We start from the raw sequence: 26,674 nt of genomic DNA, 5'->3' as shown, positions 1-26,674 counted from the left end.
TCGGCGCAGCCCGGCGTCGACCGAGTCAGTCCGACGACGTGGAGGACGCCGGCGCCGACGCCGACTCCGCCACCCAGGCGATCGCCTCGTCGCGCTGCGCCAGCGGGAACACGCGGAACTCCCCGGGCACGAGCCCGCCGAACGCGGTCGCGATGCCCGCGAGCACGTCGTGGTCGGTGACGAACGCCGCACGACCCCACGCCGAGTGGGGGAGGCCGATGAGCTTCGCGTCCTCCCACATCGCCCCGAGCGAGTAGTGGTCGAACTCCTCGCCCATGACGAAGACGCAGTCGACACGCCCGTGCGCGTCGAGCGCGGCATGGATCGCCGGGTCGAGCACGTCGCGGTAGTCCTCGGCCTCGATCGTGCCGACGGCACGGAAGCCGATCACGCCTGCGGGCAGGCCGTCGAGTGGTTCGATCATGCTGGTCCCCGTTCGATGAGCTCTTCGACGCGATTCGAGGTTGGCATGCGCAGCCCGTCGAGGGCGATGGCGATCACGTCGCCGGCGAGCCGGTCGGCGTCCTCCTTGCCACCCGGGCGGTACCACTCGACGATCGAGTTGATCATGCCGAAGGCGAGGCGAGCCACGACGCTCGGGTCGATGTCGGAGCGGAGGCTGCCCTCTGCCTGCGCCTCCTCGACGAGCGAGGTGACCGCCCGGTCGAACGCTCGCCGCCGGGCGAGCGCTCGCCGCTCGACCTCGGTGTTGCCGCGCACGCGGAGCAGCATCGTCACCGACGGCAGCTTCTCGACGAGGACGTGCACGGCGCCGCCGAGCACCGCCTCGAGCCGATCGGCGGCGCGGCCGCGCGTGGCGTCCGATTCGCCGAGCACGCCCTCGAGAGCACTGAGTGCGTCGTCGAGCGCGCGCTCGAGGATCTCGTCCTTCGAGGCGAAGTGGTGGTAGATCGCCGACTTCGACAGGCCGAGTCGATCGGCGAGCACCCCCATCGAGGTCGCGTCGTAGCCGTACTGGTTGAACGCGGCGACGGCGACCTCGAGGATCCCCTGCTGGTCGTACCCGGGGCGCCCGCGTCGAAGTGAACCGTTCTCAGACATCGCCATCATCTTCGCATCCTCTGCGCCGGTCCCTGCGGGTTGAGCCTGTCGACACCCCGACCCGGGCGGCAGGTTTCGGCGGGCTCAACCCGCAGAACCGCGCAGGTCGTAGACGCGCTTGTACTTGCCCTCGCTGCGGGGGAGGGCGCCCGGTTCCTCGAGCTGCACGGCGACGGTCGAGCCGATGCCCTCCTTGATGCGCTTGGCGAGCACCACCGTGGCGGCCTGGCAGACCTCGACCGAGAGGTCGGGGTGCCGTTCGATGCGCACGGTCATGTCGTCCATGGTGCCCGTGCGGCGCAGCTCGAGGATGAAGTGCGGGGTGAGCTGCTCGATGCCGAGCACGATCTCCTCGATCTGCGTCGGGAAGAGGTTCACGCCGCGCAGGATGATCATGTCGTCGTTGCGGCCGGTGATCTTCTCGATGCGGCGCATGCCGGGCCGGGCGGTGCCGGGCAGCAGACGCGTGAGGTCGCGCGTGCGGTACCGGATGACCGGGAATGCCTCCTTCGTGAGCGACGTGAAGACGAGCTCGCCCATCTCGCCGTCGGCGAGCTGGGCGCCCGTGTCGCCGTCGATGATCTCGGGCAGGAAGTGGTCCTCCCAGATGTGCGGCCCGTCCTTCGTCTCGAGGCACTCGTTGCCGACGCCCGGGCCCATGACCTCGCTGAGGCCGTAGATGTCGAGCGCGTCGATGCCGAGGCGCTGCTCGAGTTCGTGCCGCATCTCGTTCGTCCACGGCTCGGCGCCGAGCACGGCGACCTTGAGCGAGGTCGAGCGGGGGTCGATGCCCTGCTCGACCATGCAGTCGGCGATCGTCAGCAGGTAGCTCGGCGTGCAGAGGATCGCGTCGGGCTCGAAGTCGAGGATGAGCTGGACCTGTCGTGCAGTCTGGCCGCCCGACATCGGGATGACGGTCGCGCCGAGCTTCTCGATGCCGCCGTGCGCGCCGAGGCCGCCGGTGAAGAGCCCGTAGCCGTAGGCGTTGTGCACCTTCATGCCGGGCCGGATGCCGCTGGCCCGCAGCGACCGCGCGATGAGCGTCGCCCAGCGGTCGAGGTCGCCCTTCGTGTAGCCCACCACGGTGGGGCGCCCCGTGGTGCCGCTCGAGGCGTGGATGCGCGCGACCTGCTCCATCGGCACGGCGAACATGCCGAAGGGGTAGGTCTGGCGCAGGTCCTCCTTGGTCGTGAAGGGGAGCTTCACGACGTCGGCGAGCGAGCGGATGTCTCGGGGGTGCACCCCCGCCTCGTCGAACTTCCTCGTGTAGAGGGGCACGTTGTCGTAGGCGTGCTGCACGGTCTGCTGCAGGCACTCGAGCTGCAGCGCCTCGACCTCGGCGCGGGACATCCGCTCTTCGGCGTCGAGGTCTGCGAGTGCCGCGGGGGCGAGGCCGGAGATGGAGGGGGAGGTGGTCGTCGTCGACACGGGGGCTCCTGGTGGCGGGGTCAGATGGTGCGGTTGGTGGAGATCGAGCGGCCGCGGAACTCGGCGACGGCGTCGCCCTGCTCGTCGACGACCGTGACGTCGTAGAGGCCGGTGCGGCCGCTGCGCGCGCGTCGGCGGGCGGTCGCGGTGAGGGTCTGCCCCGCGACCGTGGACTTCAGGAAGGTGATGTCGGCCCCGGCGGCGACGGTGACGGTGTGGTCCTCGTTGCACGCGATGGCGAACGCGGTGTCGGCGAGAGTGAAGACGAAGCCGCCGTGGGTGATGTGGAAGCCGTTCGTCATGTCGTCGCGAACCCGCATCGAGACGACCGCGTGGCCGGGCTCGTCGAGCTCGACGACCATGCCGAGCGCCGCGGAGGCCTGGTCGCGCTGCATCATCGTGCGGGTCGGGGTGGTCGCGGCATCCGCCATCTGAAGCTCCTCGTCGAGTTCATGTGTTCGCGCGCGTTGCCGCAGCGCTCGACATGAGCATATACTAACTGAACGATCGGTTAGTAATGCCGAATCCAGAGACACAGGAGTCGACGATGACCTCTCCAGCAGACCTCAGTGTGGTCGACCCGGAGCTCTCCGCAGAGGAGGCCCGGTTCAACGACCTCATCGCCGCCGACTCCCGCATCGAGCCCCGCGACTGGATGCCCGATGCCTATCGCAAGACGCTCATCCGGCAGATCTCGCAGCATGCGCACTCCGAGATCATCGGCATGCAGCCCGAGTCGAACTGGATCACGCGCGCTCCGAGCCTGAAGCGCAAGGCGATCCTCATGGCGAAGGTGCAAGACGAAGCGGGCCACGGGCTCTACCTCTACTCGGCCGCGCAGACCCTCGGCATCACGCGCGAGGAGATGACCGACCAGCTGATCACCGGCCGGGCGCGCTACTCGTCGATCTTCAACTACACGACCCCCACGTGGGCCGACATGGGCGCGATCGGATGGCTCGTCGACGGCGCCGCGATCTGCAACCAGGTGCCGCTCTGCCGCGCCTCCTACGGCCCCTACGGCCGGGCGATGGTGCGCATCTGCAAGGAGGAGTCGTTCCACCAGCGCCAGGGCTTCGAGATCCTGCTCGAACTCATGCAGGGCACCGAGGCCCAGCGCGAGATGGCGCAGGACGCGGTGAACCGCTGGTACTGGCCCGCGCTGCAGATGTTCGGCCCGCCCGACGACCAGTCGCCGAACTCCGCCCAGTCGATGGCCTGGAACATCAAGCGCTTCTCGAACGACGAGCTGCGCCAGCGCTTCGTCGGCATGCTCGTGCCGCAGGCCGAGGTCATGGGCGTGACGCTGCCCGACCCGAACCTGCGCTTCAACGAGGAGACCGGCGAGTACGACATGAGCGAGATCGACTGGACCGAGTTCAACGAGGTGCTCGCGGGCCGCGGTCCGGCGAACGCCGAGCGCATCCGCCGACGCCGCGAGGCCCACGAAGACGGCGCCTGGGTGCGCGAGGCGGCGCACGAGTACGCCCGCAAGCAGGCCGGGCGCGAGCTCGCAGGGGCGGTGGCGTGATGTCGACACCAGGTGAGATCGGCACCGAGGCCTGGCCTCTCTGGGAGGTCTTCGTGCGCGCCAACCGCGGCCTCTCGCATGTGCACGTGGGTTCGCTGCACGCGCCCGATGCCGACATGGCGGTGCGCAACGCGCGCGACCTCTACACGCGGCGGAACGAGGGCATCTCGATCTGGGTCGTGCCCGCCGACGCGATCACCACGAGCGACCCCGACGCGAAGGGCGCCTTCTTCGAGAGCCCCGCCGGCAAGAACTACCGTCACGCGGTCTACTACACGAAGAGCGAAGGGGTGAAGCACCTGTGAGCGGCGTGCGCCCTGAGCCCGTCGAAGGGCTTCGACCGACTCAACCTGCAGACGACATCCACGGCGATGTCTCCGTCGACCGACTCGCGCTCGCCGACGAGCTCGCGGGCACCGCGGCCGACGGCAGCACGGCGGTCGCCTCGGCGGATGTCGCGGAGTACGCGCTGCGCCTCGGCGACGACGCCCTCGTGCTCGCCCAGCAGCTCGGCATGTGGATCGCCCGCGCCCCCGAGCTCGAAGAGGATGTCGCGCTCGGCAACATCGCCCTCGACCTGATCGGGCACGCCCGATCGCTGATGCACTACGCCGGCACCGCGAGCGGTCGCAGTGAAGACGACCTCGCCTACTGGCGCGATGAGCCCGAGTTCCGCAACGCCTGGCTCTTCGAACAGCCGAACGGCGACTTCGCGCACACGATCGCGCGCCAACTCGCGGCATCCGCCTACCTGTTCGAGCTGTATTCGTGGCTCGTGGACTCGACCGATCCGACGCTCGCGGCGATCGCCGCGAAGTCGGTGAAGGAGGTCGACTACCACCGCGACCACGCCACTCAGTGGGTGCTCCGGCTCGCGGGCGGCACCGAGGAATCGCGTCGCCGCATGCTCCTCGCGATCATCGACACCTGGCCCTACGTCGACGAGCTGTTCGACGACGACGAGCTCGTCGAGCGGCTCGCCGCAGCGGGCATCGCGGTGCTGCCGTCGACCCTGCGCCCGGCGTTCGACGCCGTCATCGACGAGGTCTTCACCGAGGCCGTGCTCGAGCGCCCGACCGGTCGCACGGCGTTCATCGCCTCCGGCGGCGGACGACACGGGAGCCACACCGAGCACCTCGGACCGCTGCTCGCCGAGATGCAGGTGCTCGCCCGCGCGCACCCCGGAGCATCGTGGTGACCGCGGCGGTGACGCAGCGCGCCGAGGCGTCCGCAGCGTCGGTCGCCCGGCCGGTGCCGAGCGATCCAGCCGCCGTGCGCGCATGGGCGGTCGCGGCGACCGTGACCGACCCCGAGATCCCCGTGCTCACGATCGAAGACCTCGGCGTGCTGCGGTCGGTCGAGATCGCCGACGACGGCGCCGTGCGCGTGCAGCTGACGCCGACGTACAGCGGATGCCCAGCGCTCGACGCCATGCGCGACGACGTGCTGCTCGCGCTCACGCACGCGGGCTACGGCGACGTGCGCGTCGACCTCGTGCTCGCCCCCGCGTGGACCACCGACTGGATGAGCGAGGCCGGCAAGGAGAAGCTGCGCACGTACGGCATCCAGGCACCGAGCGGCAACGCCGCCGCACGCCCGGCAGGGCCCGTGCGCGTGCAGCTCGCCGTGAAGTGCCCGCGCTGCGACTCGCTCAACACCCGCGAGCTCGCCCGTTTCGGTTCGACGTCGTGCAAGGCCCTCTACGAGTGCCGCGACTGCCTCGAGCCCTTCGACTACTTCAAGGTGCTCTGATGGCCGCCCGCAACCTGGGGTCGACGGCGACCCCGACGCCCGATGCCCCGACGCCCGATGCCGCGGTCGCCTCGGCGTTCCTGCAGAGCACCGTCGGCGGCGAATCCCTGTCCACGAACGAGGCGGCCAAGCGCCATCGCGCCCGCTTCCACTCGCTCGAGGTCGCCGAGGTGCGCCCCCTCACGGCCGACGCCGTCGAGGTCACCTTCGCCGTGCCCGACGACCTCGCCGACGACTACACGTACCTGCCCGGCCAGTACGTGGCGCTCCGCAAGGACTTCGACGGGCACGAGCTGCGCCGCAGCTACTCGATCTGCCGTCCGCCCGTGCGGGGCAGCGTCTCGGTCGCGATCAAGCGCGACCTGGGCGGCCTCTTCTCGACGTGGGCGAACACCGAGCTCGTCGCGGGCGACACCCTCGACGTGATGAGCCCGCAGGGCACGTTCACCTCGAGCCTCGACGCGCTCGACGGCAAGCACATCGTGGGCATCGCCGCCGGGTCGGGCATCACCCCGCTCATGGCGCTCGCCCACACGGTGCTGGCGCGCTCCGCGACATCCGAGTTCGAGCTCGTCTACACGAACCGGTCGACGCTCGACGTGATGTTCCTCGAGGAGCTCGCCGAGCTGAAGGACCGCTACCCGTCGCGCCTCGCCCTGCACCACGTGCTCTCTCGCGAGCAGCGCACCGCGCCGCTGCTCTCGGGGCGCATCGACGGCGAGAAACTCGACCGCATGCTCCACGTGCTGATCCGCCCCGAGACCGTCGACGAGTGGTTCCTCTGCGGGCCGTTCGAACTCGTGCAGCTCGCGCGCGACACCCTCGAGGCCCGCGGCGTGCCCGCCAAGCACGTGCGCTACGAGCTCTTCACGACCGACGCCGACCGGGTCGAGCCGCGACACGGCCGCCCGGTGGTCGTCGAGCGCGGCGAGCCGACCGTCGCGATCGAGTTCACGCTCGACGGCCTGTCGTCGACCGTCGACAGCCCCGTGAGCGCGAACGAGTCGATCTTGAACGCCGCGCTGCGCGTGCGGGCCGACGTGCCGTTCGCGTGCGCCGGGGGAGTGTGCGGCACCTGCCGTGCGCGCGTCATCGAGGGCAGCGTCGCCATGACCGAGAACTACGCCCTCGAACCCGACGAGCTCGAACGCGGCTACGTGCTCACGTGCCAGTCGCACCCCAAGTCGGACCGCGTCGTCGTCGACTACGACGTCTGACGCCGATACCCTGCGAACGGGTCGAGGGAGACCCGCGGAACGGAGCATCATGATCGAACTCACCGTGGCCGACGGCATCGCCGAGGTCGTGCTGAACGCCCCCGAGAAGCTCAACTCGCTCGGCGAGGCGGCGATCGGCGAACTGGCAGCGGCCTATCTCGAGGCCGAGCGGATGGCGCAGACCGGCGACATCCGTGCGCTCGTGCTGCGCGGCGAGGGGCGCGCGTTCTGCGCCGGCCGCGACATCTCGGGTGTCGACCCGCGCGAGGACGACGTGCTCGGCTACCTCGGCGGGCTCGTCGAGCCGCTCCTGCAGCGCATGGCGGGCATCGCCGTGCCGACGTTCGCGGTCGCGCACGGCGCGTGCCTCGGCGTGGGCCTCGGCCTGCTCATCGCCTCCGACATCGTCTACGTCGCCGACACCGCGAAGATCGGCTCGCCGTTCGCGAACCTCGGGGCGACGCTCGACTCGGGCGGGCACGCCCTCTTCGTCGAGCGCCTCGGCGCGCACCGCACCATGGACCTCATCGTCACCGGCCGGCTCATGTCGGGCGCCGAGGCGGTCGCGGCGGGCCTCTTCTCGCAGGTGTTCCCCGCCGACGAGGTGACGGATGCCACCCGCGCTGCGGCCCGCGCCGCGGCGTCAGGGGCCACGCAGGCGTTCGTCGCCTCGAAGCGCCTCGTCGCCGCGCTCCGCGACGACCGGCTCGGGCTCTGGGCGTCGATGGCCGAGGAGAACCGTGCGCAGGCCGCGCTCTGCGACACCGCCGACTACCGCGAGGGCTTCGCGGCGTTCCAGGAGAAGCGGAAGCCGGAGTTCACCGGGCGCGGCTGACACCGTCACTCCTCTTCGGGCTGGCGTGGCAGGGTTCTGAATCGGCTGGCGTGCCGGATTCTGAATCGGCTGGCGTGCCGCGTGCCGGATTTTGAATCGGCTCGCGTTCCTGATTCGGGTATGCCAGTTCCCCCTCATCGATGAGGGGGAACTGGCATATCCAAACGGGGAAGGACGTGATGCGCGGGGCGGCTTCCGCCCGGCCGCTCAGCGACCCGTCTGGTCGTGCTCGGCGATGTCGCGGTCGAGGTCGTCCTCGATCAGCAGATCGCGGCGCACGTGATCGCTGCGGTAGGCCGAGCGGCCGAGCATGTGCGCGGTCATCGGCTGGGTGAGCAGCTGGAACGTCATCACGAGCACCACGGTCGTGAGCACGCCCCAGGTCGGCACCTGCACGACGATCGCGACGAGCACGGTCGCGAGTCCGAGTACCTGCGGTTTCGTCGCGGCGTGCAGCCGGGTCAGCACGTCGGGGAACCGCACGATGCCGATGCCCGCGGCCATCGACAGGAACGCGCTCACCAGGATGAGGAGCCCCACTGCGATCTCGGCGGCGCTCATGAGGCATCCTGCTTCGCCATGAACCGCGCGATCGAGATCGAGCCGACGACCGCGAACATCGCGAGCACGAGCATGACCACGAGGGTGTCGGTGTGCTTGTTGATCGCCATCTCGGCGCCGAGGGCGCAGATCGCGATGGCCAGCAGCACGTCGGTTGCGAGGGCCCGGTCGAGGATCGACGGACCGCGGATGATGCGGGAGACGGCGGCCAGCGCGCCGATGCCGAACATGATGCCGGCCAGCAGGCTGACGATCTGGATGAAGGTCATGAGCTGGATCCCTTCGTCTGCGAGCGGAGCGCGCGGCGTTCGCGACGGGCCTCGCGCACCGAGACCGCCTGCGCATGGGTGCCGATCGCGAGCACGATGCGCTCCTCGGTGCCGAGCACGGCGCTGCGCACCCGATCGATGTCGGCCGGGGTGCGCGTGCCGAGGGCGTGCAGGTAGAGCAGGCCGCGTTCGCGGTCGATGTCGACGACGACCGTGCCGGGCACGACCGAGATCGCCTCGGCGGTCAGGGTGGTCACGAGATCGGAGCGGGTCAGCAGCTGCACGGCGATGATCGAGTTCATCGGCTTCCACCGCGGGTCGATCGCGAGCACCGCGACCTGCAGCGAGGCGACGGTGACGTCGAACATCATGCGCAGGCCCAGCAGCAGGCCGCGCCAGGGGTTGAAGCGGCCGCTCAGCAGCACGGGCGGCAGGTAGAGCACGCGGGTCACGCCGATCGCGAGCAGGATGCCGGTCACCACGGTGAGCACGGTGACCTGGTCCCAGAGGAACACCCAGAGGAAGACGAGGGCGACGAGCAGCGGCAACTGCCGCCAGACCGAGCGCCAGCGCGAGACATCCGTCGCAGCATGCGTCATCGGATGCCTCCAGGGAAGACGGTGGCGACGTAGGCGCCGGCATCGAGCAGATCGGCCGCGGCACGCCCGGTGAGCTCGAAGAGGGGGCCGGCGAACACCGTGAGGCAGACCGTCAGCATGACGAGCGCGCTCGTCGCGATGACCATGAGCACCGGCGTGGTGCGGGTCGCGGTGACCGTGGCGCCCTCTGGGGCCTCGAGCACCGAACCGAGCAGCACCGACTCGTAGCCCTCGAGCTCGCGCCGGCCGCGCCAGAACGCCATGTTCCAGAAGCGGGTGAGCGCGTAGAGCGTGATGAGCGAGGTGATGGCGCCCGCGGCGATCACGATCCAGACGAGCCAGGCGTTCGCCGGGTCGGCCGCGGCCTCCTCACCGCCCGCGAGGAAGAGTCCGGTCTTGCCGAGGAAGCCCGAGAACGGCGGGATGCCGCCGAGGTTCAGCGCTGGGATGAAGAACAGCACGCCGAGCAGCGGCGAGGCCTTCAGGAGTCCTGCGAGCCGGTTGATCGAGGTCGCGCCGCCGAACCGTTCGATGAGACCGGTGGTGAGGAAGAGCGTCGTCTGCACCGTGATGTGGTGCACGACGTAGTAGATCGTCGCCGTGTAGCCGAGCTGGGTGCCGAGCGCGATGCCGAAGATCATGTAGCCGATGTGGCTCACGAGGGTGAACGAGAGCAATCGCTTGATATCGGCCTGGGTGAGCGCGCCGAGGATGCCGATGAGCATGGTGAGCCCGCCGATCACCATGAGCAGCACTGTGACGTCGCTCTCGGTGAAGATCACCGTCTCGGTGCGGATGATCGCGTACACGCCGACCTTCGTGAGCAAGCCGGCGAACACAGCGGTGACCGGCGCAGGCGCCGTCGGGTAGGAGTCGGGCAGCCAGAACGACAGCGGGAAGACCGCGGCCTTGATGCCGAACGCGATGAGCAGCAGCAGGTGCAGCATGAGCTGCACCTCGCCGGGCAGCTCGGCGAGGCGCACCGAGAGCTGCGCGATGTTCACCGTGCCGGTCGCCCCGTAGATGAGGGCGATCGCGCTCAGGAAGAACAGCGACGAGACGAGGCTCACGATGATGTACGTGACGCCCGCGCGGATGCGCTCGCCCGTGCCGCCGAGGGTCAGCAGCACGTAGCTCGCCGACAGCAGGATCTCGAAGCCGACGTAGAGGTTGAACAGGTCGCCCGCGATGAACGCGTTGAAGACGCCCGCCGAGAGGATCAGGTACGAGGGGTGGAAGATCGACACCGGCGTCTCGCGATGCTGGTCGGCGATGCCCTGCCCGACCGAGTACACGAGCACGACGAGCAGCATGATCGCCGAGATGACGAGCATGATCGCCGAGAGACGGTCGACGACGAGGGTGATGCCCCACGGGGCATCCCACCCGCCGACGTAGACGACGGCCGGGCCGTTCGCGTCGACCGAGACGAGCAGCACCGCGGCGATCACGGTGACCGCGGCGAGCACGCCGAGGCTCACCGCCATCTGGGCGCGGCGATGACGGCCGAGGATCAGCGCGGTGGCCGCCCCGAGCAGGGGCAGCAGCACGACGAGGGGCACGAGCACTGCGGTCATGGCTTGGCCTCCTCTTCGTCACGGTCGCGGGCGGATGCCTCGAGCTCCAGGTCTTCGTCGGGCTCCTCATCGCTCGCATCGATGAGGTCTTGGATGGCCTGGTCGTCGGCCGCCGAGCTGCGGATGAGGTCGGCCGCCTCCTCGGCGTCTTCGGCGATGTCGGCCTCGTCGTCGACGAGGTCGCCCTTCGCGCCGAGCTGGGCGAGCCACCAGGAGCGGTAGATCAGCGCGAGCATGAACGCCGTGATGCCGAGGTTGATGACGATGGCCGTGAGCACGAAGGCCTGGGGGAGCGGGTCGGAGATGGCATCGTGATCGACGCCCTCGCCGAGGATGGGCGCAAGCCCCGGAGCCCCGCTCATGAGGTAGATGAGGATGTTCACGGCGTTGCCCACGAGGAGGAACCCGATGAGCACGCGGGTGAGGCTGCGCTCGAGCATGATCGAGACGCCTGCGCCGAAGAGCACGGCCATGAGCACCACGAGGGTCAGTGAGGCGGTCATCGGCGGGCCTCCTCGGGGCTCGGAAGGCGCGCGCCGTCGCCGTACTCGGCCCCGTCGGCGTGCTCGGCGCCTTCGCGGTGCTCGGCGGCGCCCTCGCCGTCGCCGGTCGTGAAGTCGCCGTCGCCGTCGTCGGCGGTCTGCCGCTCCTCTTGGCGGTCGACCTCGCCGCCGAGCGAGCGCAGGATGTCGAGCACGAGCCCGACCACCACGAGGTAGACGCCGATGTCGAAGAGCGTCGAGGTGCCGATCGAGATCGTGCCGAGCAGGGGCACCTCGGTCTCGAACCAGGCGGACTCGAAGACGGGGCCGCCGAAGAGCAGCGAGCCCGCGGCGGTGCCCGCAGCGAGCAGCAGGCCGGTGCCGAGCAGGCGGCCGGCGTCGACCGGCGCCGCCTCGCCGAGCTCGTAGCGGCCGCCGGCGAGGTAGCGGGCGACGAGGGCGAGGCCCGCGAGCAGGCCGCCGGCGAAGCCGCCGCCCGGGGCGTTGTGCCCGACGAAGAGGAGGAACACCGACACGATGATCGCGGGGTGGAAGAGCAGTCGCACGAGCACCTCGATGAGGATCGAGCGGTTGCGCGGCGAGATCGTGCGGCCGGCCAGGAGCCAGGTCTGCCGGGTCTCGGCGGCCTCGCCCGCGGCATCCGTCTCGCCTGCGGTGTCGGCGAGGCTCGTGCGGGGTGCGCGGATCGACCACGCGGGCTCGGGCACGGGGGTCAGCCGGTCGCGGCGGTTCACGAGCCCCTCGACGTGGTCGAGACGCGGGGCGCCGCCCGTGCGGCCCGAGACGAAGATGAGGCTCGCGACGCCCGTGGCGACCGCGACGAGCACGGAGATCTCGCCGAGGGTGTCCCACGCGCGGATGTCGACGAGCATGACGTTCACGATGTTCTTGCCGTGCGCCTCGAGCGCGAGCGCGGGCAGCCCCTCGGCGATCGTCGGCTCGATGCGGGCGCCGAGGGCGACGAGGCCGAGCACGCCCATGACGATGCCGGCGAGCGCGCCGATGATGCCGCGCGCGAGTTTGTGCACCGGCGGGTTGCGCTGGGCGATCTGCTTGGGCAGGCGCCGCAGCACGAGCACGAAGACGACGAGCACGATGGTCTCGACGAGCGCCTGGGTGAGGGCGAGGTCGGGGGCGCCCGACATGCCGAAGAGCAGCACGAGCCCATAGCCGGTGACGCTGACGAGCAGCACCGCGGTCATGCGCTGGCGCACCGTGGCCGCGGCGATCGCGGCGACCGCCATGACGAATGCGAGGAACGGCTGTGCCGGGTAGTCCCAGAGCCGGATCTCGCTCGGCCACGAGGTGTTCAGGATCGAGAGCGTGCCGAGGCCGCCGATGAAGACCGCGACGATGATCGCGAGGTAGCCGGGCAGGCCGCGCGACTGGATCGTGGTGGTGACCGTGGCCGCGAGCCGGTCGACGACCGAGACGATGCCGAGGTAGCCGCGGGCCGAGTCGAGCACGGGCGCCACTGCGGCCTGCATGCGCGCGACCCGCTGGCGGCCCCACACGAGCAGTGCACCGAGGGCGAAGACGACGGCCGAGATCGCGAGGGCGGGCTCGAGGCCGTGCCAGAGGGCCAGGTGGTAGTCGTGGCCGCCGGGCAGTTCGTCGGCGTAGGCCGCGAGCAGTGGCTCGATGAACGGGATCGCGAACGCCGCGACGATGCTGGCTGCGGCGAGGACACCGGGCGCCACCGCGATCGCGGGGCTCGGGGCGTGCAGCTCGCAGTCCGCGAGATCCTTCTTGGAGTAGAAGGCGCCCCAGACGAAGCGCACCGAGTAGGCGACCGTGAGCACCGACCCGGCGAAGGCTGCGGTGAGCGAGAGCCACGCCCAACCGTCACCCGCGGCGACGGCCTCGAGGAAGGCGGAGAACACGGCCTCCTTCGCGACGAAGCCGAGCAACGGCGGCACACCGGCCATGGATGCCGCGGCGACGAAGCCGATCGTCGCGATCACGGGCATGCGGCGGCCGACGCCCGAGAGCTTGCGCCAGTCGCGAGTGCCTGCGGCGTGGTCGACGATGCCGACGACGAGGAAGAGCGTCGCCTTGAACAGGGCGTGCGCGAGCAGCAGGGCGACGCCCGCGAGGGCCGCGTCGCGAGTGCCGAAGCCCGTGACCATGACGAGGAAGCCGAGCTGGCTGACGGTGCCGTAGGCGAGCAGGAGCTTCAGATCGTACTGGCGGAGGGCGCGCCAGCCGCCGACGAGCATCGTGAGCGCACCGAGTCCGATGACGATCGGATGCCACACCTCGAGATCGGCGTACCCGGGGGCGAGGCGGGCGATGAGGTAGACGCCGGCCTTCACCATCGCGGCGGCGTGCAGGTAGGCGCTGACCGGGGTCGGCGCGGCCATCGCGGCCGGGAGCCAGAAGTGGAACGGCACGAGCGCGCTCTTGGAGATCGCGCCGAGCAGCACGAGCGCGATCGCCCACTCGCCGGCCGCGCCGGTCACGGGGTGGGCGACGAGCTCGGAGAGCGAGGTGGTGCCGCCGTCGACGGCGAGGATGACGAGGCCGACGAGCATCGCGAGCCCGCCGAACGTCGTGACGGTCAGCGCCTGCAATGCGGCACCGCGGCTCTCTTTGCGCCCCGTGTAGTGGCCGATGAGGAGGTACGAGAGCACGCTCGTGGCCTCCCAGAACGTGAACAGGATGAACACGTCGTCGGCCGTGACGAGGCCGAACATGACGCCGGCGAAGGCGAGCAGGAGGGCCGCGAATCGCCCGAGTGCGGGCTCGTCGTCGGCGAAGTAGTGCATGCAGTACAGCAGCACGAGGGCGCCGACACCCGTGACGATGAGGGCGAGGAGCAGCGCGAGGGCGTCGAGGCGGAAGCTCAGCGCGATGTCGAGGGTGGGGATCCACGGCACGATCTCGACGACGGGGGTGCCGGCGAGCACGCCGGGCATCCACGTGAGCAGCAGCACGAAGACCGCGGCGGGCGGCAGCGCGATGACGGCGAACACCCGACGCCCGAGCCACTTCGTGAGCAGCGGCGTGATCAGGGCGAGCGCACCGAACAGGGCGAGGCTGAAGATCATTCACCCTCCTCGCGCTCGCACCGTTCGCCCAGTTTATCGGCAGGCTGTTCCGAGCCCGAGGCGTGTTGTATGCCGAGAGCGGAATCGAGGGAGCCTTGCTCGCGCCGGTCAGCGCCGGATGATGCGCCGCTCGATCGCGGCGGCGACCGCACCTGCACGGGTGTCGACGCCGAGCTTCGTGTAGATGTGCGAGAGGTGCGACTTCACGGTCGCCTCCGAGACGAACAGCTCCTTCGCCATCTCGCGATTGCCGAGGCCCTGTGCGAGCAGCTCGAGCACGGCGACCTCGCGTTCGGTGACGACGGGGCCGGGCGAGGCCGCGCGGCGCACGAGCGTGGCCGCGACCGACGACGCGAGCACCGTCTCGCCCCGGGCGGTCGCCCGGATCCCGGCGAACAGTTCGGGCGCGGGGGCATCCTTCAGCAGGTAGCCGCTCGCCCCGGCATCGAGGGCGCGCAGGATGTCGGCCTCGGTGGCGTACGTCGTCAGCACGAGCACGCGGGGCGGGTCGTCGAGCGCGCGCAGCTCGGTGGTGACGGCGGCGCCGCCCGGGCCGTCGCCGAGGTCGAGATCCATCAGCACGACGTCGGGCCGGGTCGCCGCGACCACGGAGCGTGCCGTCGCGAGGTCGCGCGCTTCACCGACGACCTCGAGGTCGTCGGTGCCGGAGATGAGGGCCGAGAGTCCGGCGCGAACGACGGGATGGTCGTCGACGAGCACGACACGCACACTCATTCGCCCTCCAAGGGCAGCTCGATCGAGATGGTGGTGCCGTCGCGGGGGGAGCTCTCGATGGAGGCGCGCCCGCCGAGCCCTGCCGCACGGTCGAGGATGCCCTGCAGCCCGCGGCCACGCCCGGTCCGACCTCGATGTGGAGGGACCGACGCGTCAGCAACCGCGTCGGCGTCGAACCCGGTGCCGTCATCGCGAACGTCGAGTCGCACCTCATCGGCGAGGAAGGTGAGGGTCACCGCCACCCGGCGGGCCCCGGAATGCTCGATGGCGTTCGCGAGTGCACCGCGGGCGGAGCGCAGCAGCCCGCCCGCGACATCCGCAGCGAGGGGGACGGGGTCGCCGTGCACATGCAGGCTCACCTCGGGGCCGGCGCCCGGCCCGACGGACTCGTCGACGAGTCGCTGCAACGCCGACGGCAACGCCTCGCCCGAAGCATCGTCGGCGAGGTCGACGGGCGGGAGCCCGTGCACGACCCGGCGCACCTCGGCGAGGCCATCGCGAGCGGTCGCGGCGGCCACCGCGACGTGATCGCGTGCGAGGTCGGGCCGACGCTCCCAGTCCTGCTCGGTCGCCGCCAGCAGTAGCGTGATGCTCGCGAGTCGCTGCCCGACCGAGTCGTGGATCTCGCGCGAGAGCCGCTGGCGTTCCGCGAGCGCACCGGCTCGGTGCTGCGCCTGCAGCAGCTCGTGCTGCGCGTCGGTCAACTCGTCGAGCAGTGCCTGCCGTGCCGCCGACTCGCGTTGCAGCGCCCGGTAGACGAGCACGGTCACCACCGCGATTCCGATCGGACCGGCGATCACGGTGGGGTCCACTCCGTCGGCGATGCGCAGTTCGGCGGCGGTGACGACCGCCGTCATGAGCACGACGACGGTCACCGCCCCACGGAACGGCAGTACCTGCAGCACGGCGAACCCGAGCGGCACGGCGCACCAGGCGAACGAAGGCGCCGCGAGCGTCAGCAGCGCCCAGAGCACGGTGACCGTGACGACCCATGCCGTCGGCCACCACGAGCGCGTGGGCAGAAGCGGCCGTAGCGAGTACGCGACCGTCAGCAGCGCGGCACCGGCGAGCACGAGCACGCCGTCGGCACCGAAGCCATGGCGCTCGAGGTAGCGCACCGCCGACGTGACGACGAGCACGACGAACACGAACTGGAGCCAGCGGTCGAGTCGGGCGACAGGCGCGAGGATGCCGCGGACACCGGTCTGGTCGGTAGCGGACATGTTCGCCAGCCTAGGCAGGCCACGATGCGTCCGGCATCATCCGATCGGCTATCCGACGGCAGCCGGTCGCCCGACGCCGGCACCCGTGGTCGAGACGGACTCTTGAGTGCGCGCCGAAACCCGGCACGTCAGAGATGGGGAGATCCATGAAGCGCATCATCGCAACCGCGCTCGCCGCGGCGAGCCTCACGGCCGGAATCACGACCGCGACGATCACGACCGGAGCCGGCGAGGCGTCCGCCTCCGAGCGCACCGACCAGGGCCAGGGGCGACCCGACCGGTACGTCCTCCCGGGCGACGCGGCGGGTTCCCGATTCGAGGGCATCGGCGTCGACCAGCGGCGGGGCCTCTTCTACGTGAGCGAGGTCACGGGAGGCGAGATCCACCGCGGCACTGCTCGCGACGCCGATGCGGAGCAGTGGCTCGCGGGCGACGGCACCGACGGCAGGTACACCGCCCGCGGCATCACCGTCGACCGCGCCGGCAACGTCTACATCGCCGGCGGCCCGAACGGCATCGGCAATCCCGACCGCCCCGACCTGTGGGTGTACTCGCACGACGGTGAGCTGCTCGCCGCGCTGCGCGTGCCCGGCACCGCTGACGCGTTCCTCAACGACGTCGCGATCGGCGCCGACGGCGCCGCGTACTTCACCAACTCCAACGACCCGCAGATCTTCCGCGTCGCCCCCGCGGGCGACGGCTGGGCGGCCGAGCTGTGGGCGGATGCCTCGGGCACGATCGATCGCGTCGCGGGCTTCAACCTCGGCGGCATCGCGCTCTCGGCCGACGGCAGCGCGTTCGTCGTCGCGCAGGGCAACACGGGGGCTTTGTGGCGCTTCGCCACGGTCGATGGAGCGGTCTCCGCGATCGACACGCAGGGCGCCGACCTCGTGAACGCCGATGGCCTCGTGCGACAGGGCAACGAGCTCACCGTCATCCGCAACTTCTCGAAGATGGTGGCGACGATGCGGATCTCGGCCGATGGCGACACCGTGCACCGGGTCGCGCAGCGGGCGAGCGACCCCGACCGCGTCTACACGACCGCGAAGGTGCTGCACGGCCGGCTGCTCGCAGTCGACAGCAAGTTCGACGAGCAGCCCGCGCCCTCCGGCCCGTACGACGTCGTCGGGTCGCCGTGGGCCTGACCCGTCGCGTTCGCGGCAGCGCCATCGCGATCCTCGCGGCGGCGCTGCTGCTCGCAGGGTGCAGCGCGCAGAGCGACGCGCCGTCGCGAGCGACCGACCCACCCCCGACCCCGCCATCACGAGAGGATGTCCAGATGACCGAGACCCCTGCACCCCAGCTGCCCGATCCCGACGGCACCCTGCTCGCCGCGGCATCCGTGGGCGACACGGCGACCGTCGACCTCGCGATCCGCGCGGGTGCCGACCTCGAAGCTCGCGACGAGCGACAGCGCACCGCCCTGCTGCTCGCCGTCACCGGCGATCACGTCGAGGCCGCGAAGTCGCTCGTCGTGGCGGGTGCCGACCCCGACGCCCTCGACGACCGGCACGACACCCCGTGGCTCGTGACGGGCGTCACCGGAAGCGTCGCGATGGCCGAGGTGCTGCTGCCCGCGAACCCCGACTTCACGATCGTCAACCGCTACGGCGGCATCTCGGTCATCCCGGCGGGCGAGCGCGCCCACGTCGAGTACCTGCAGCGCGTGCTGCAGACCGACATCGACGTGAACCACGTGAACAACCTCGGCTGGACGTCGCTGCTCGAGGCCGTCATCCTCGGCGACGGCGGCCCGCGTCACCAGGAGACGGTGCGCGTGCTGCTCGAGGGCGGGGCCGATCGCTCGATCGCCGACCGCGACGGGGTCACCCCGCTTCAGCACGCCCGAGCGAAGGGTTACGACGAGCTCGTCGCGCTGCTCGGCTGAACATGCAGAACGGCGGATGCCCGCGAGTGCGAGGCATCCGCCGTTCTTGAAGGAGTCGGCTCGGTGAACCGCTAGGCCGCAGCACCGCCCAGGTAGGCATTGCGCACCTCGGGCAACTCGACGAGCTCGGCGGGCGTGCCCTCGAGCACGACCCGGCCGCGCTGCATGACGACCGCGCGGTCGGCGATGCCGAACGAGGCGCGCACGTTCTGCTCGACGAGCAGCACCGCCATGCCGCGCCCGCGCAGCTCGGTGAGCACCTTCATGATCTCGGCGACGACCTTCGGCGCGAGCCCGATCGACGGTTCGTCGAGCATGATCGCCTTCGGCGCGGCCATGAGGCCCCGGCCGATCGCGACCATCTGCTGCTCGCCGCCCGAGAGCGTGCCCGCCGCCTGCCCGAGCCGCGGCTGCAGCCGCGGGAAGAGCTCGAGCACCGCAGCGAGGTCGCCCTTGCCGCCGCGGCTCCAGGCACCGAGCATGAGGTTGTCGCGCACCGACAGCGTCGGGAAGCACAGGCGGTTCTCGGGCACGTGGGTGAGCCCGAGCGACGCCATCTTCTCGGTCGGCTTGCCCGTGATGTCGACGCCGTCGATCGTGACGGTGCCGGCGGTCGGACGGATCAGGCCGTTGAGCGCTCGAAGCAGCGTCGTCTTGCCTGCGCCGTTCGAGCCGACGACGGTCACGATCTCACCGGGTGCGACCGAGAGGCTCACCTCGTGCAGGATCGCGAGCTTGCCGTAGCCCGCGTCGAGGCCTTCGACGGCGAGGGTCATGACTGGTCCTCCAGTTCCTTCAGCTCGGCCTCGGCCTCTTCGACATCGGTGCCGAGGTAGGCGACGATGACCGCCGGATCGTTGCGCACGGACTCGGGGTCGCCGTGCGCGATGAGCACGCCATCGTCGAGCACCGCGACCGAGTCGGCGAGCGCCATCACCTGGGCGACGTCGTGCTCGACGAGCACGATCGTGAGCCCGGCGTCGCGCAGCGCCCGCAGCAGTTGCGCGAGCAGCTCGCGTTCACTGCCCGAGAGCCCGGCCATCGGCTCGTCGAGCAGCAGCAGCGCGGGCTCGGCGGCGAGCGCTCGGCACACCTCCATCATGCGCTGGCGGCCGAACGGCAGGTCGCCGGCGGCGAGGCCCGCGACGTCGCCGAGGCGCATCGAGTCGAGGATGTCGTGCGCGATCTCCTCGTGGGCGTACTGCTCGCGGCCCTGCAGCCCGAACATGCCGCGCAGGATGCCGGCCCGGCCCTTGCGATATCGACCCATGTAGACGTTGCCGACGACGTCGGTCGACGAGAACACCTGCAGGTTCTGGAACGTGCGGGTGAGCCCGGCCTCTGCGCCGACGTGCGGCTTGCGGCCCTGGATCTCCTCGCCGAGGAAGCGCACCGTGCCCGAGGTCGGCGCGATCGCGCCCGTGATCATGTTGAAGCACGTCGTCTTACCCGCGCCGTTCGGCCCGATGAGGCCCATGATCTGCCCGGCGGGCACCGTGAGGGTCACGTCGTCGACGGCGACCACGCCGCCATAGCGCTTCGTGAGCCCCGACACCTCGAGGATCGGTTCGCCGGCGGCCACCGGCGTCGAGACGGTCGGAATGCGGGCATCGGATGCCGCGGCATCCGTCGACTCGTCGAGCCCTTCGCCGGCCGGGGACTCGCCCGGCAGCCCGCCGAACGCGCGCGTCGGCACGTCACCGGAGCCGCCATCGGCGGCGGTGGCGGGGGAGGGTTTCGCCGAGGCATCCGCTCGCCGTCTGGTGATCGCCGCCCAGGCCGATTTCACGACCTGGTAGAGACCGCCGGGAAGCAGGATGATCACGAGGATCAGCACGAGGCCGTAGCCGATGAGCTGCACCTCGCCCGTCGCGCCGGGGATGATCGCGGGGATGAGGTCGCGCAGTCCCTCGGAGAGGAGTTCGACGATGAACGCGCCGGCGACGGCGCCCCAGACCGAACCGAGACCGCCGAGCACGACCATGAGCAGCAGCTCGACCGAGACGTGGAACTCGGCGACCTGCGGTGAGACGATCTGCACCTGGTAGGCGTAGAAGACGCCGCCGAGGCCGGCGAAGCCCGCCGAGAGGGTGAAGACCTTCACGCGCAGGGCGTAGGTGTTCACGCCGAGCGACTCGGCGGCGAGCTCGGAGTCGTTGACCGCCGAGAGCGCCCGGCCCGCCCGCGAACGGGTGAGGTTCAGCGCGAGCACGAGGCCGGTGAGCACGAACGGCGCGACGAACCAGAAGAAGAGTCCGTTGTTGTCGATCGGGATGCCGAAGACCTCGGGCCGACCGTAGCCGTAGATGCCCGTGGTGCGGCCCGTGAACTCCCACTCGCGCACGGCGATCATGACGATGAAGCCGAGGCCGAGCGTCGCGAGCGCGAGGTAGTGGCCGCGCAGGCGCAGCATCGGCAGGCCGATGAGGAGCGCCGCCAGCATGGCCGCGACGACCCCGCCCACCGCGGCGACGGGACCGGGCACCTCGAACTTCTGCAGCAGGATCGCGTGCGTGTACGCGCCGATCGCGAAGAACGCCGCCTGGCCGAGGCTCACCTGGCCGGCGAGGCCCATGAGCAGCGACAGGCCGATGGCGGGCAGCGCGAAGATCATCGAGAAGACCGCGATGTTCATCATCGACGAGCTCGCCGTGAACGGGATGATCGCGATGATCACCGCGAACGCCGCGACGCCGAGGATCGTGCCGCGGTTGTTGGGCCAGAAGCCGGTCTTCGACCGCATGGCTGCCTTGTTCAGGTAGGACATCTCAGACCCTCACGGCGTTCGGGCGCAGCACGAGGCCGGCCGGTCGGATGATCAGCACGATGATGAGGATGAAGAACGCGACCGCGTCCTTCCAACCGGATGCCACGTAGCCGGCGACGTACGACTCGATGATGCCGAGCAGCAGCGCGCCGACGATCGCCGCCCGGAACGAGACGAGCCCGCCGAGCACCGCCGCCACGAACCCCTTGAGGCCGAGCAGCAGGCCGCCCGACCAGATCGAGAGGTAGATCGGCGAGCTGACCACGCCCGCCGTCGCGCCCACGAAGCCGGCGATCGCGAAGGCGATGACGGAGGCCACGGCCGGGGAGATGCCGACGATGCGCGCCGCGACCGGCTGCTCGGCGCTGGCGCGCAGCGCCTTGCCCCAGCGGGTCTTCTCGTAGAAGAGCAGCACGCCGCCGCCGACGACCACGAGCGCGCCGAGCATCCAGAGCTCCTGCGAGCGGATGCTGACGCCGCCGAGGGTGAGGTCGCTGCCGGGGAAGGCCGGCAGGCGCTTCGCCTCCGCACCCCAGATGAGGAGCATGATCGCCTGCAGCAGCGTCGAGACGCCGAGGGTCAGGATGATCGAGACGAGCGTCGTGAGGTTCTTCACGCGGGCGATGACGAGGCGCTCGATGAGCACCGAGGCGAGTGTCACCGAGATGAGCGCGATGAGGATGGCGACGGGCAGCGGCAGGCCGGCCGTGACGAGCGAGATGCTGCCGAGGCCGGCCAGCGTCGCGTAGTCGCCCTGGGCGATGTTCACGACGTGCCGCACCGTGTAGGTGGCGATGAGGCCGACGGCGAGCAGGGCGTACACGGACCCCTGCGAGAGCCCTGCCACCGTCAGCTGGAGGAAGTCGATCAACGGGTGCTGCCTACTCTTCGAGGAGGGTCCAGCGGCCGCCCTCGGCGAGCGCCATGATGAGCGCGTCCGCGGTGAGGCCGGAGTGGTTCTCGGGGGTCATCGTGAAGATGCCCGAGATGCCGACGAGGTCGGTCGTCGACTCGATCGCGTCGCGGAGCGCCTCGGGGTCGGTGCCTGCCGACTCCAGCGCCTTCGTGCCGACGAGCCACGCGTCGTACGCGTGACCGGCGAAGCTCGAGGGCGAGCTGCCGAACTCCTCGGAGTAGTCGGCGATGAACTGGTCGATGACCGGCTTCTGCGGGTCGTCGTCGCTGAGCTCATCGGCGACGAGCAGGCGGCCCATCGGGGCGATGACGCCGTCGGCTGCGGGGCCCGCGGCCTCGAAGAACGCGTCGTTGGCGACGCCGTGCGACTGGTAGACCGGCTTGTTGACGCCGAGCTGCACGTAGGCGGCCTGCGCGAGGCCGGCCGACGGGGTGATGCCCCAGATGATGACGGCGTCGGCGTCGGCCGCGCGGATGTTCGTCATCTGCGCGGTGAAGTCGGTCGCGCTGGGCTCGAAGGCCTCGGTGGCCGTGAGGGTGATGCCGCGCTGCTCGCCGAGCTCGGTGATGATGTCGGCGATGCCCTCGCCGAAGCCGGTGGCGTCGCGCACGAGCGCGATCTTGGTGTAGCCCTTCGACGCGGCGTCGTCGAGGATGCGCTCGAGCACCACGAGGTCGTTCTGCGCGGTCTTGAAGACCCACTCGGAGCCGTCGACGATGGCGGCGTTCGCGGCGACCGAGATGGTCGGCACCTGCGCGGCCTCGACGAGGGGGCGCATCGCGAGCGAGGGGCCGGTGCGCGAGGAGCCGATGATGAGGTCGACGTCGTCGTTCTCGATGAGCTGCGTGGTGGCCTTGGCTGCGCCGTCTTCGGTGGACTGGTTGTCCTTGATGATGAGCTCGACCTCGCGGCCGTCGATGCCGCCGTCGGCGTTCAGCTGCTCGGCGAGCATGTTGAGGGTGTTCTGCTCGGGAACGCCGAGGTTCGCGCCGACACCCGTGATGTCGAGCACGGCGCCGATCTTGATGGGGCCCTCTTCGGAGGCCGCGTCACCGCCGGAATCGCCGCCGAAGTTCGAGGCGCCGCAACCGGTGAGGGCGAGTGCGATGGATGCCGCGACTGCGGCGGGAACGAGCAGACGGCGCTGCGCACGGTGCATGGGATGAACTCTCCTTTGAGCCCTCGCGGGTTCTCGTCATCGAGTAGGGATTCATGACCGACCATTCGGTCACTATTTCAATGCTCTCGAAGATACGTCGCGTGGTGAGGCCTTGGCAAGTGATCGTGATGCAACGGAGACACGGATGTTGCGTGCAGATTGTCTGTTCCGACCATCTCGACAGCGAGCGCAGCGTGCGTTTCGCCCTCGGCGGCGAGGCAGGATGGAGGCATGCCGATCCTCATCACCGCCGACGACCTCGCCGCTCGCCTCGCCTCGGGGGAGCGCATCGTCGTGCTCGACGTGCGCTGGTCGCTCGCCGAGCCCGACGGCACCGAGGCGTACCGCGCCGGTCACATCCCGGGCGCCGTCTACGTCGACCTCGACCACGAGCTCGCCGACCACGACGTGACCGGTGAGGGGCGGCATCCGCTGCCGACCGAGGTGGCCTTCACCGGAGCGATGCGACGCTGGGGCGTTCGCGACGGCGACACCGTCGTCGTGATGGACGACCTCGGCAACCAGTCCTCCGCGCGGGCGTGGTGGCTGCTGCGGCATGCAGGCGTCGCCGACGTGCGGATGCTCGACGGCGGCCTCGATGCATGGCGGGCGGCGGGGCATCCGCTCGAGACCGGCGACGTCACGTCCGAGACCGGCGACGCGACCGCCCGCTTCGGCGGGATGCCGGTGATCGGCATCGACGGGGCCGCCGCGTTCCCGGCCACGGGCGTGCTGCTCGACGCCCGTGGTGCGCCCCGGTACCGCGGCGAGGTCGAGCCGATCGATCCCCGTGCCGGGCACATCCCCGGAGCGCGGTCCGCGCCGAGCGGCGAGAACCTCGACGCCGACGGCCGCTTCAAGTCCGCCGAGGCGCTGCGCGAGCACTTCGCGAGCGTGGGTGTCATCGGGGAAGCGCCGGTCGCCGCCTACTGCGGATCCGGCGTCACCGCGGCGCACGAGGTCGCCGCGCTCGCGATCGCCGGGATCGACGCGGCGCTCTACCCCGGTTCGTGGAGCCAGTGGTCGAACGACGAGACCCGCCCCGTCGCCACGGGTGCCTCGCCGGTCGAGTAGCGGGTCACCCGCGCGGCACGGGCACGCCCGCGGCCCGGAGCCTGGCCTCGGTGAGCGCGGTCAGCCGGGTCGAGATCGGCGCCTGAACCTCGCCGTGGGTGTTGATCAGCGCGTACTTGGTCGACGCGTCGATCCAGGCGCGCATGATGTCGGGATCCCCCATGAGGGACGGGTTGGCGAGGTAGAGGTCGGCCGTGGCGATCGCGAGTTCCTCGATGCGCGGGTCGTCCTGATCCCATCCCTCCGCCTCCCAGCTGCGTTTCGTCAGTTCGACGTAGCCGGCGTCGTCGAGCCGCAGCTCCAGTTGGGTCAGGAAGCCGTCGAAGCCGCCCGGCAGCAGCGCGCGGGCCAGCACCAGGCCTTCGCGTTGACCGGCGACGTACTCGGCGTCGAACCCGAGATCGCGCATCCTGTCGAGCACCGCGCACGCGCGGTCGGGCAGCAACGCCCGGTCGCCGTCGGCGAGCCGGTGCAGCGTGTCGCGGCGGCCGATCAGCTCCGTGATCCGATCGTTCAACCGTCGCTCGACGTCGGCGATGGCGGCCGTGAACTGCTCGGGGCCGGCGTCGAGCAGTTCGCCGATCTCGGCGAGCGGCACACCGGCGGTGGCCAGGGTTCGAACCTGCACCAGCCGCAGCAGCTCGTCGGATCCGTAGCGCCGGTACCCGGAGCTGTCTCGTCGGGGTTCGTCGACCAGCCCGAGCCGGTGGTAATGCCGCACGGTCTTCACCGTGACGTCGGCGTATGCCGCCGCCTGCCCGATCGCGAGTCCGCCCATCATGCGGTCAACGACCCTTCCGCTCGAGGGCGGCGACCTCGCGCACGGCTGCCGCGACGGCGGGGGAGTCCTTTCGCAGGATGCTCCCGTGGTTGCTCGAGACCTTCGCGCTCACCTTCAGATTCGGGTTGCGGGCCAGCACCGGGTCGAGAGCCTTGCGCATCTGCTCCTGCAGGTCATCGCGACTGCCGACGGCCTCGCCAGAGGCGACGATATAGCGGACGGGCACGGTCAGGCTGTCGAGGATCGGGCCGACGGCGGCGTGCAGCAGGTGCGACTCGATGGCGAGATCCGCATGCGTCTCGGCGGAGAACCGGGCCGCCAGACCCATCGGCCGAACCAACGGCATCATCGGCTTCATGCGGCGGAACACCGTCCTGACCTCCTCGTGGCCGGCTTCGTCGGTCCAGCCGACGGGGTACGGGCCGTCGACGCCCACCACGCCCAGCGCGCGGGCCGGGTTCCTGCTGGCCCAGTGCACGCCCAGCAGTGCTCCGTAGGACCAGCCCACCAGCAGGGGCCGGTCGACGCCCCTCGCGTCGAGGACGGCGTCGATGTCGCGCATGCACGCCTCGAACGAGTAGTCGGCCGCGAGCTTCGACTTCCCGCGGGCCCGTTCGTCGAAGGTGATGTGGCGAAAGCCGGGCCCGAGGTCGGTGGTGACGCGTCGCCAGTGCACCTTCGAGGCGTACGCGCCGTTCAGGTAGATCACGGGGATGCCGGCTCCGCCGGTGTCGGTGACCGCCAGGGCCGTGTCTTCGAACGGCACCATGCCGGTCCAGGTCGTGTCGGCGGACTTCGTGGAATCAGTGGAGTTCGTTGTGTTCATGTCGTCAGCGTGCACCCTGACCTCGGGTCAAGGTCAACACGTGATTCCGACGTCCTCGAGATCGGCACGCCTACGCCGGCCGCCGACCGATCGCGATGAGCGTCGTCACGTCGACGGAGGTCATGCCGCGCGCCTCGACCGCCGCGAGGTAGCGCTTGCGCACCTTCTCGACCGCGGGAGCGCCGAGGCCGCCGAGCATGAAGCGCAGCGCCGTGCCCTCGACGAGCAGCCACAGCAGCTCGGGCGTCAGATCGAGGTGTCGTTGCACGGTGTGCGCCCGCACGCCCGCGAGGCCGAGCCCCGTGAGCCACTGCGCGAGACTGCCCGCCGTGTCGATCGACTCGAGACCCGCCGCGCGAGGCACCGCCGCATCGAGCGACGCTCCGCCATCGGGCAGCGCCTCGGCGAGCAGTTCGGGAAGCGGGTCGAACGCGCCACGCGCCCACACCGTGATCGCGACCCGGCCGCCCGGCCGTGCGCGTTCGATCAGGTGACGCGTGTCGGAATCGAGGTCGGGGAAGTGGAAGACGCCGAGCACGCACTGCACGAGGTCGTACCCGGTGGGCTCCCACGTCGTGACGTCGGCGACGTGCAGCCGGAGCTGCGGCATCCGCTCGCCCGCTCGTTCGCGCGCCGCGTCGACGAGCGGTTCGGCGAAGTCGACCGCGTCGACGACACCGCCGGGGCCCACGAGCTCGGCGGTCGGCAGAGCGGATGCCCCGTCGCCGCAGCATGCGTCGAGCACGGTCTCGTCGAACCGCGGGTGCGCCCGCGCCACCGCGGCCGTCGAGATCGGATTCCACAGTGCATCGTCGAGCTCGATGGATGCCGCGGCCGCAGCCGCGAATCCTCCAGCGAGATCAGGTTCCCCCAACTTGTCCCCCATCCGCCCATTGTGGCCCTGATCGGCCGCGAAGGCGC

The 26,674-nt window shown here is 70.6% G+C and carries 28 protein-coding genes; 9 read left to right on the top strand and 19 right to left on the bottom strand.

Going from position 1 to position 26,674, the window contains the following annotated elements; genetic code table 11:
* Positions 1-25: 25 nt before the first annotated feature.
* The 4 genes from BJY17_RS10215 to paaI all read right to left on the bottom strand — a co-directional run bounded on the left by BJY17_RS10215 (position 26) and on the right by paaI (position 2,921).
* Complete coding sequence (locus tag BJY17_RS10215) at positions 26-424, bottom strand: SpoIIAA family protein (RefSeq protein ID WP_179551249.1); 399 nt, start codon at positions 422-424, stop codon at positions 26-28.
* Positions 421-1,062 (bottom strand): TetR/AcrR family transcriptional regulator, encoded by a 642-nt coding sequence (locus BJY17_RS10210; RefSeq protein ID WP_179551248.1) that lies wholly within the window; start codon positions 1,060-1,062, stop codon positions 421-423. Before BJY17_RS10210 ends, BJY17_RS10215 begins: the two co-directional genes overlap by 4 nt.
* Before the next feature lie 84 nt (positions 1,063-1,146).
* On the bottom strand, positions 1,147-2,412 hold the full coding sequence (gene paaK / locus BJY17_RS10205; RefSeq protein WP_179552818.1) for a phenylacetate--CoA ligase PaaK: 1,266 nt from the start codon (positions 2,410-2,412) through the stop codon (positions 1,147-1,149).
* Between the two features lie 98 nt (positions 2,413-2,510).
* Positions 2,511-2,921 (bottom strand): hydroxyphenylacetyl-CoA thioesterase PaaI, encoded by a 411-nt coding sequence (gene paaI, locus BJY17_RS10200; RefSeq protein WP_179551247.1) that lies wholly within the window; start codon positions 2,919-2,921, stop codon positions 2,511-2,513.
* Between the two features lie 116 nt (positions 2,922-3,037).
* On the opposite strand from paaI, the gene paaA reads away from it, so the two are divergent.
* The 6 genes from paaA to BJY17_RS10175 are packed head-to-tail and all read left to right on the top strand — an operon-like array spanning position 3,038 to position 7,825.
* A complete protein-coding gene (gene paaA, locus BJY17_RS10195; protein WP_179551246.1) occupies positions 3,038-4,021 on the top strand; it encodes a 1,2-phenylacetyl-CoA epoxidase subunit PaaA in 984 nt (327 codons plus the stop codon).
* Positions 4,021-4,326 carry a 1,2-phenylacetyl-CoA epoxidase subunit PaaB gene (gene paaB / locus BJY17_RS10190; protein WP_056011764.1) on the top strand — a complete coding sequence of 102 codons (306 nt, stop codon included), beginning with the start codon at positions 4,021-4,023 and terminating at the stop codon, positions 4,324-4,326. The genes paaA and paaB overlap by 1 nt, the downstream gene beginning before the upstream one ends.
* Entirely contained in the window at positions 4,323-5,219 is an 897-nt protein-coding gene (gene paaC / locus BJY17_RS18330; protein WP_322789805.1) for a 1,2-phenylacetyl-CoA epoxidase subunit PaaC, read from the top strand. The genes paaB and paaC overlap by 4 nt, the downstream gene beginning before the upstream one ends.
* Before the next feature lie 53 nt (positions 5,220-5,272).
* Positions 5,273-5,773 (top strand): 1,2-phenylacetyl-CoA epoxidase subunit PaaD, encoded by a 501-nt coding sequence (paaD, locus tag BJY17_RS18325; RefSeq protein WP_322789907.1) that lies wholly within the window; start codon positions 5,273-5,275, stop codon positions 5,771-5,773.
* Entirely contained in the window at positions 5,773-6,990 is a 1,218-nt protein-coding gene (gene paaE / locus BJY17_RS10180; RefSeq protein WP_179551245.1) for a 1,2-phenylacetyl-CoA epoxidase subunit PaaE, read from the top strand. Before paaD ends, paaE begins: the two co-directional genes overlap by 1 nt.
* A gap of 49 nt (positions 6,991-7,039) precedes the next feature.
* Complete coding sequence (locus BJY17_RS10175; protein WP_179551244.1) at positions 7,040-7,825, top strand: enoyl-CoA hydratase/isomerase family protein; 786 nt, start codon at positions 7,040-7,042, stop codon at positions 7,823-7,825.
* Positions 7,826-8,032: 207 nt separating this feature from the next.
* Here BJY17_RS10175 and mnhG read toward each other — a convergent pair whose 3' ends face one another.
* From mnhG to BJY17_RS10135, 8 genes are all read right to left on the bottom strand, one after another.
* Complete coding sequence (mnhG, locus tag BJY17_RS10170; RefSeq protein WP_074259783.1) at positions 8,033-8,386, bottom strand: monovalent cation/H(+) antiporter subunit G; 354 nt, start codon at positions 8,384-8,386, stop codon at positions 8,033-8,035.
* Positions 8,383-8,655, bottom strand: coding sequence for a monovalent cation/H+ antiporter complex subunit F (locus tag BJY17_RS10165; protein WP_179552816.1), 273 nt, complete (start codon positions 8,653-8,655; stop codon positions 8,383-8,385). The genes mnhG and BJY17_RS10165 overlap by 4 nt, the downstream gene beginning before the upstream one ends.
* A complete protein-coding gene (locus BJY17_RS10160) occupies positions 8,652-9,254 on the bottom strand; it encodes a Na+/H+ antiporter subunit E (RefSeq protein ID WP_246303701.1) in 603 nt (200 codons plus the stop codon). The genes BJY17_RS10165 and BJY17_RS10160 overlap by 4 nt, the downstream gene beginning before the upstream one ends.
* Complete coding sequence (locus BJY17_RS10155; protein WP_179551243.1) at positions 9,251-10,831, bottom strand: Na+/H+ antiporter subunit D; 1,581 nt, start codon at positions 10,829-10,831, stop codon at positions 9,251-9,253. Before BJY17_RS10155 ends, BJY17_RS10160 begins: the two co-directional genes overlap by 4 nt.
* Positions 10,828-11,334: a Na(+)/H(+) antiporter subunit C gene (locus BJY17_RS10150; protein WP_179551242.1), complete on the bottom strand. Its 507-nt coding sequence runs from the start codon at positions 11,332-11,334 to the stop codon at positions 10,828-10,830. The genes BJY17_RS10155 and BJY17_RS10150 overlap by 4 nt, the downstream gene beginning before the upstream one ends.
* Complete coding sequence (locus BJY17_RS10145; protein WP_179551241.1) at positions 11,331-14,384, bottom strand: Na+/H+ antiporter subunit A; 3,054 nt, start codon at positions 14,382-14,384, stop codon at positions 11,331-11,333. The genes BJY17_RS10150 and BJY17_RS10145 overlap by 4 nt, the downstream gene beginning before the upstream one ends.
* Before the next feature lie 108 nt (positions 14,385-14,492).
* Positions 14,493-15,119 (bottom strand): response regulator, encoded by a 627-nt coding sequence (locus BJY17_RS10140; protein WP_179551240.1) that lies wholly within the window; start codon positions 15,117-15,119, stop codon positions 14,493-14,495.
* Positions 15,116-16,342, bottom strand: coding sequence for a sensor histidine kinase (locus BJY17_RS10135; protein WP_179551239.1), 1,227 nt, complete (start codon positions 16,340-16,342; stop codon positions 15,116-15,118). Before BJY17_RS10135 ends, BJY17_RS10140 begins: the two co-directional genes overlap by 4 nt.
* A gap of 146 nt (positions 16,343-16,488) precedes the next feature.
* Between BJY17_RS10135 and BJY17_RS10130 the strand changes: the two genes are divergently transcribed.
* Both BJY17_RS10130 and BJY17_RS10125 read left to right on the top strand, forming a co-directional pair.
* Positions 16,489-17,487, top strand: coding sequence for an SMP-30/gluconolactonase/LRE family protein (locus BJY17_RS10130; RefSeq protein ID WP_179551238.1), 999 nt, complete (start codon positions 16,489-16,491; stop codon positions 17,485-17,487).
* 134 nt (positions 17,488-17,621) lie between these two features.
* Positions 17,622-18,230, top strand: coding sequence for an ankyrin repeat domain-containing protein (locus tag BJY17_RS10125; RefSeq protein WP_179551237.1), 609 nt, complete (start codon positions 17,622-17,624; stop codon positions 18,228-18,230).
* 71 nt (positions 18,231-18,301) lie between these two features.
* On the opposite strand, the gene BJY17_RS10120 is transcribed toward BJY17_RS10125, so the two are convergent.
* From BJY17_RS10120 to BJY17_RS10105, 4 genes are read right to left on the bottom strand one after another with little or no spacing between them, the layout of a single operon-like run.
* Entirely contained in the window at positions 18,302-19,006 is a 705-nt protein-coding gene (locus BJY17_RS10120) for an ABC transporter ATP-binding protein (RefSeq protein WP_179551236.1), read from the bottom strand.
* On the bottom strand, positions 19,003-20,997 hold the full coding sequence (locus BJY17_RS10115; protein ID WP_179551235.1) for a branched-chain amino acid ABC transporter ATP-binding protein/permease: 1,995 nt from the start codon (positions 20,995-20,997) through the stop codon (positions 19,003-19,005). Before BJY17_RS10115 ends, BJY17_RS10120 begins: the two co-directional genes overlap by 4 nt.
* A gap of 1 nt (position 20,998) precedes the next feature.
* Positions 20,999-21,868 carry a branched-chain amino acid ABC transporter permease gene (locus BJY17_RS10110; protein WP_074259791.1) on the bottom strand — a complete coding sequence of 290 codons (870 nt, stop codon included), beginning with the start codon at positions 21,866-21,868 and terminating at the stop codon, positions 20,999-21,001.
* Between the two features lie 10 nt (positions 21,869-21,878).
* A complete protein-coding gene (locus tag BJY17_RS10105) occupies positions 21,879-23,072 on the bottom strand; it encodes an ABC transporter substrate-binding protein (protein ID WP_179551234.1) in 1,194 nt (397 codons plus the stop codon).
* 231 nt (positions 23,073-23,303) lie between these two features.
* Here BJY17_RS10105 and BJY17_RS10100 point away from each other — a divergent pair, with 231 nt between their 5' ends.
* A complete protein-coding gene (locus tag BJY17_RS10100; protein WP_179551233.1) occupies positions 23,304-24,146 on the top strand; it encodes a sulfurtransferase in 843 nt (280 codons plus the stop codon).
* A gap of 4 nt (positions 24,147-24,150) precedes the next feature.
* Here the strand turns inward: BJY17_RS10100 and BJY17_RS10095 are convergent, their stop codons facing one another.
* From BJY17_RS10095 to BJY17_RS10085, 3 genes are all read right to left on the bottom strand, one after another.
* Positions 24,151-24,927 (bottom strand): helix-turn-helix domain-containing protein, encoded by a 777-nt coding sequence (locus BJY17_RS10095; protein ID WP_179551232.1) that lies wholly within the window; start codon positions 24,925-24,927, stop codon positions 24,151-24,153.
* Between the two features lie 4 nt (positions 24,928-24,931).
* The gene (locus BJY17_RS10090) at positions 24,932-25,753 is read right to left on the bottom strand and encodes an alpha/beta fold hydrolase (RefSeq protein WP_246303700.1); all 822 of its coding nucleotides are present in this window, start codon (positions 25,751-25,753) and stop codon (positions 24,932-24,934) included.
* Positions 25,754-25,823: 70 nt separating this feature from the next.
* A complete protein-coding gene (locus tag BJY17_RS10085) occupies positions 25,824-26,639 on the bottom strand; it encodes a class I SAM-dependent methyltransferase (RefSeq protein WP_179551231.1) in 816 nt (271 codons plus the stop codon).
* Positions 26,640-26,674 lie beyond the last annotated feature (35 nt).

The organism is Agromyces hippuratus (assembly GCF_013410355.1).
In the GTDB taxonomy this organism is placed as follows: Bacteria; Actinomycetota; Actinomycetes; order Actinomycetales; family Microbacteriaceae; genus Agromyces; species Agromyces hippuratus.
This window is presented reverse-complemented; position numbering and strand designations above follow the sequence as displayed.

Excerpts from the sequence above, each read along its gene's own strand:
- BJY17_RS10215 (WP_179551249.1), bottom strand. The coding sequence starts at position 424 with ATGATCGAACCACTCGACGGCCTGCCCGCAGGCGTGATCGGCTTCCGT.
- BJY17_RS10210 (WP_179551248.1), bottom strand. The coding sequence starts at position 1,062 with ATGTCTGAGAACGGTTCACTTCGACGCGGGCGCCCCGGGTACGACCAG.
- paaK (WP_179552818.1), bottom strand. The coding sequence starts at position 2,412 with ATGTCCCGCGCCGAGGTCGAGGCGCTGCAGCTCGAGTGCCTGCAGCAG.
- paaI (WP_179551247.1), bottom strand. The coding sequence starts at position 2,921 with ATGGCGGATGCCGCGACCACCCCGACCCGCACGATGATGCAGCGCGAC.
- paaA (WP_179551246.1), top strand. The coding sequence starts at position 3,038 with ATGACCTCTCCAGCAGACCTCAGTGTGGTCGACCCGGAGCTCTCCGCA.
- paaB (WP_056011764.1), top strand. The coding sequence starts at position 4,021 with ATGTCGACACCAGGTGAGATCGGCACCGAGGCCTGGCCTCTCTGGGAG.
- paaE (WP_179551245.1), top strand. The coding sequence starts at position 5,773 with ATGGCCGCCCGCAACCTGGGGTCGACGGCGACCCCGACGCCCGATGCC.
- BJY17_RS10175 (WP_179551244.1), top strand. The coding sequence starts at position 7,040 with ATGATCGAACTCACCGTGGCCGACGGCATCGCCGAGGTCGTGCTGAAC.
- mnhG (WP_074259783.1), bottom strand. The coding sequence starts at position 8,386 with ATGAGCGCCGCCGAGATCGCAGTGGGGCTCCTCATCCTGGTGAGCGCG.
- BJY17_RS10165 (WP_179552816.1), bottom strand. The coding sequence starts at position 8,655 with ATGACCTTCATCCAGATCGTCAGCCTGCTGGCCGGCATCATGTTCGGC.
- BJY17_RS10160 (WP_246303701.1), bottom strand. The coding sequence starts at position 9,254 with ATGACGCATGCTGCGACGGATGTCTCGCGCTGGCGCTCGGTCTGGCGG.
- BJY17_RS10155 (WP_179551243.1), bottom strand. The coding sequence starts at position 10,831 with ATGACCGCAGTGCTCGTGCCCCTCGTCGTGCTGCTGCCCCTGCTCGGG.
- BJY17_RS10150 (WP_179551242.1), bottom strand. The coding sequence starts at position 11,334 with ATGACCGCCTCACTGACCCTCGTGGTGCTCATGGCCGTGCTCTTCGGC.
- BJY17_RS10145 (WP_179551241.1), bottom strand. The coding sequence starts at position 14,384 with ATGATCTTCAGCCTCGCCCTGTTCGGTGCGCTCGCCCTGATCACGCCG.
- BJY17_RS10140 (WP_179551240.1), bottom strand. The coding sequence starts at position 15,119 with ATGAGTGTGCGTGTCGTGCTCGTCGACGACCATCCCGTCGTTCGCGCC.
- BJY17_RS10135 (WP_179551239.1), bottom strand. The coding sequence starts at position 16,342 with ATGTCCGCTACCGACCAGACCGGTGTCCGCGGCATCCTCGCGCCTGTC.
- BJY17_RS10130 (WP_179551238.1), top strand. The coding sequence starts at position 16,489 with ATGAAGCGCATCATCGCAACCGCGCTCGCCGCGGCGAGCCTCACGGCC.
- BJY17_RS10125 (WP_179551237.1), top strand. The coding sequence starts at position 17,622 with ATGACCGAGACCCCTGCACCCCAGCTGCCCGATCCCGACGGCACCCTG.
- BJY17_RS10120 (WP_179551236.1), bottom strand. The coding sequence starts at position 19,006 with ATGACCCTCGCCGTCGAAGGCCTCGACGCGGGCTACGGCAAGCTCGCG.
- BJY17_RS10115 (WP_179551235.1), bottom strand. The coding sequence starts at position 20,997 with ATGTCCTACCTGAACAAGGCAGCCATGCGGTCGAAGACCGGCTTCTGG.
- BJY17_RS10105 (WP_179551234.1), bottom strand. The coding sequence starts at position 23,072 with ATGCACCGTGCGCAGCGCCGTCTGCTCGTTCCCGCCGCAGTCGCGGCA.
- BJY17_RS10100 (WP_179551233.1), top strand. The coding sequence starts at position 23,304 with ATGCCGATCCTCATCACCGCCGACGACCTCGCCGCTCGCCTCGCCTCG.
- BJY17_RS10095 (WP_179551232.1), bottom strand. The coding sequence starts at position 24,927 with ATGATGGGCGGACTCGCGATCGGGCAGGCGGCGGCATACGCCGACGTC.
- BJY17_RS10090 (WP_246303700.1), bottom strand. The coding sequence starts at position 25,753 with ATGAACACAACGAACTCCACTGATTCCACGAAGTCCGCCGACACGACC.
- BJY17_RS10085 (WP_179551231.1), bottom strand. The coding sequence starts at position 26,639 with ATGGGGGACAAGTTGGGGGAACCTGATCTCGCTGGAGGATTCGCGGCT.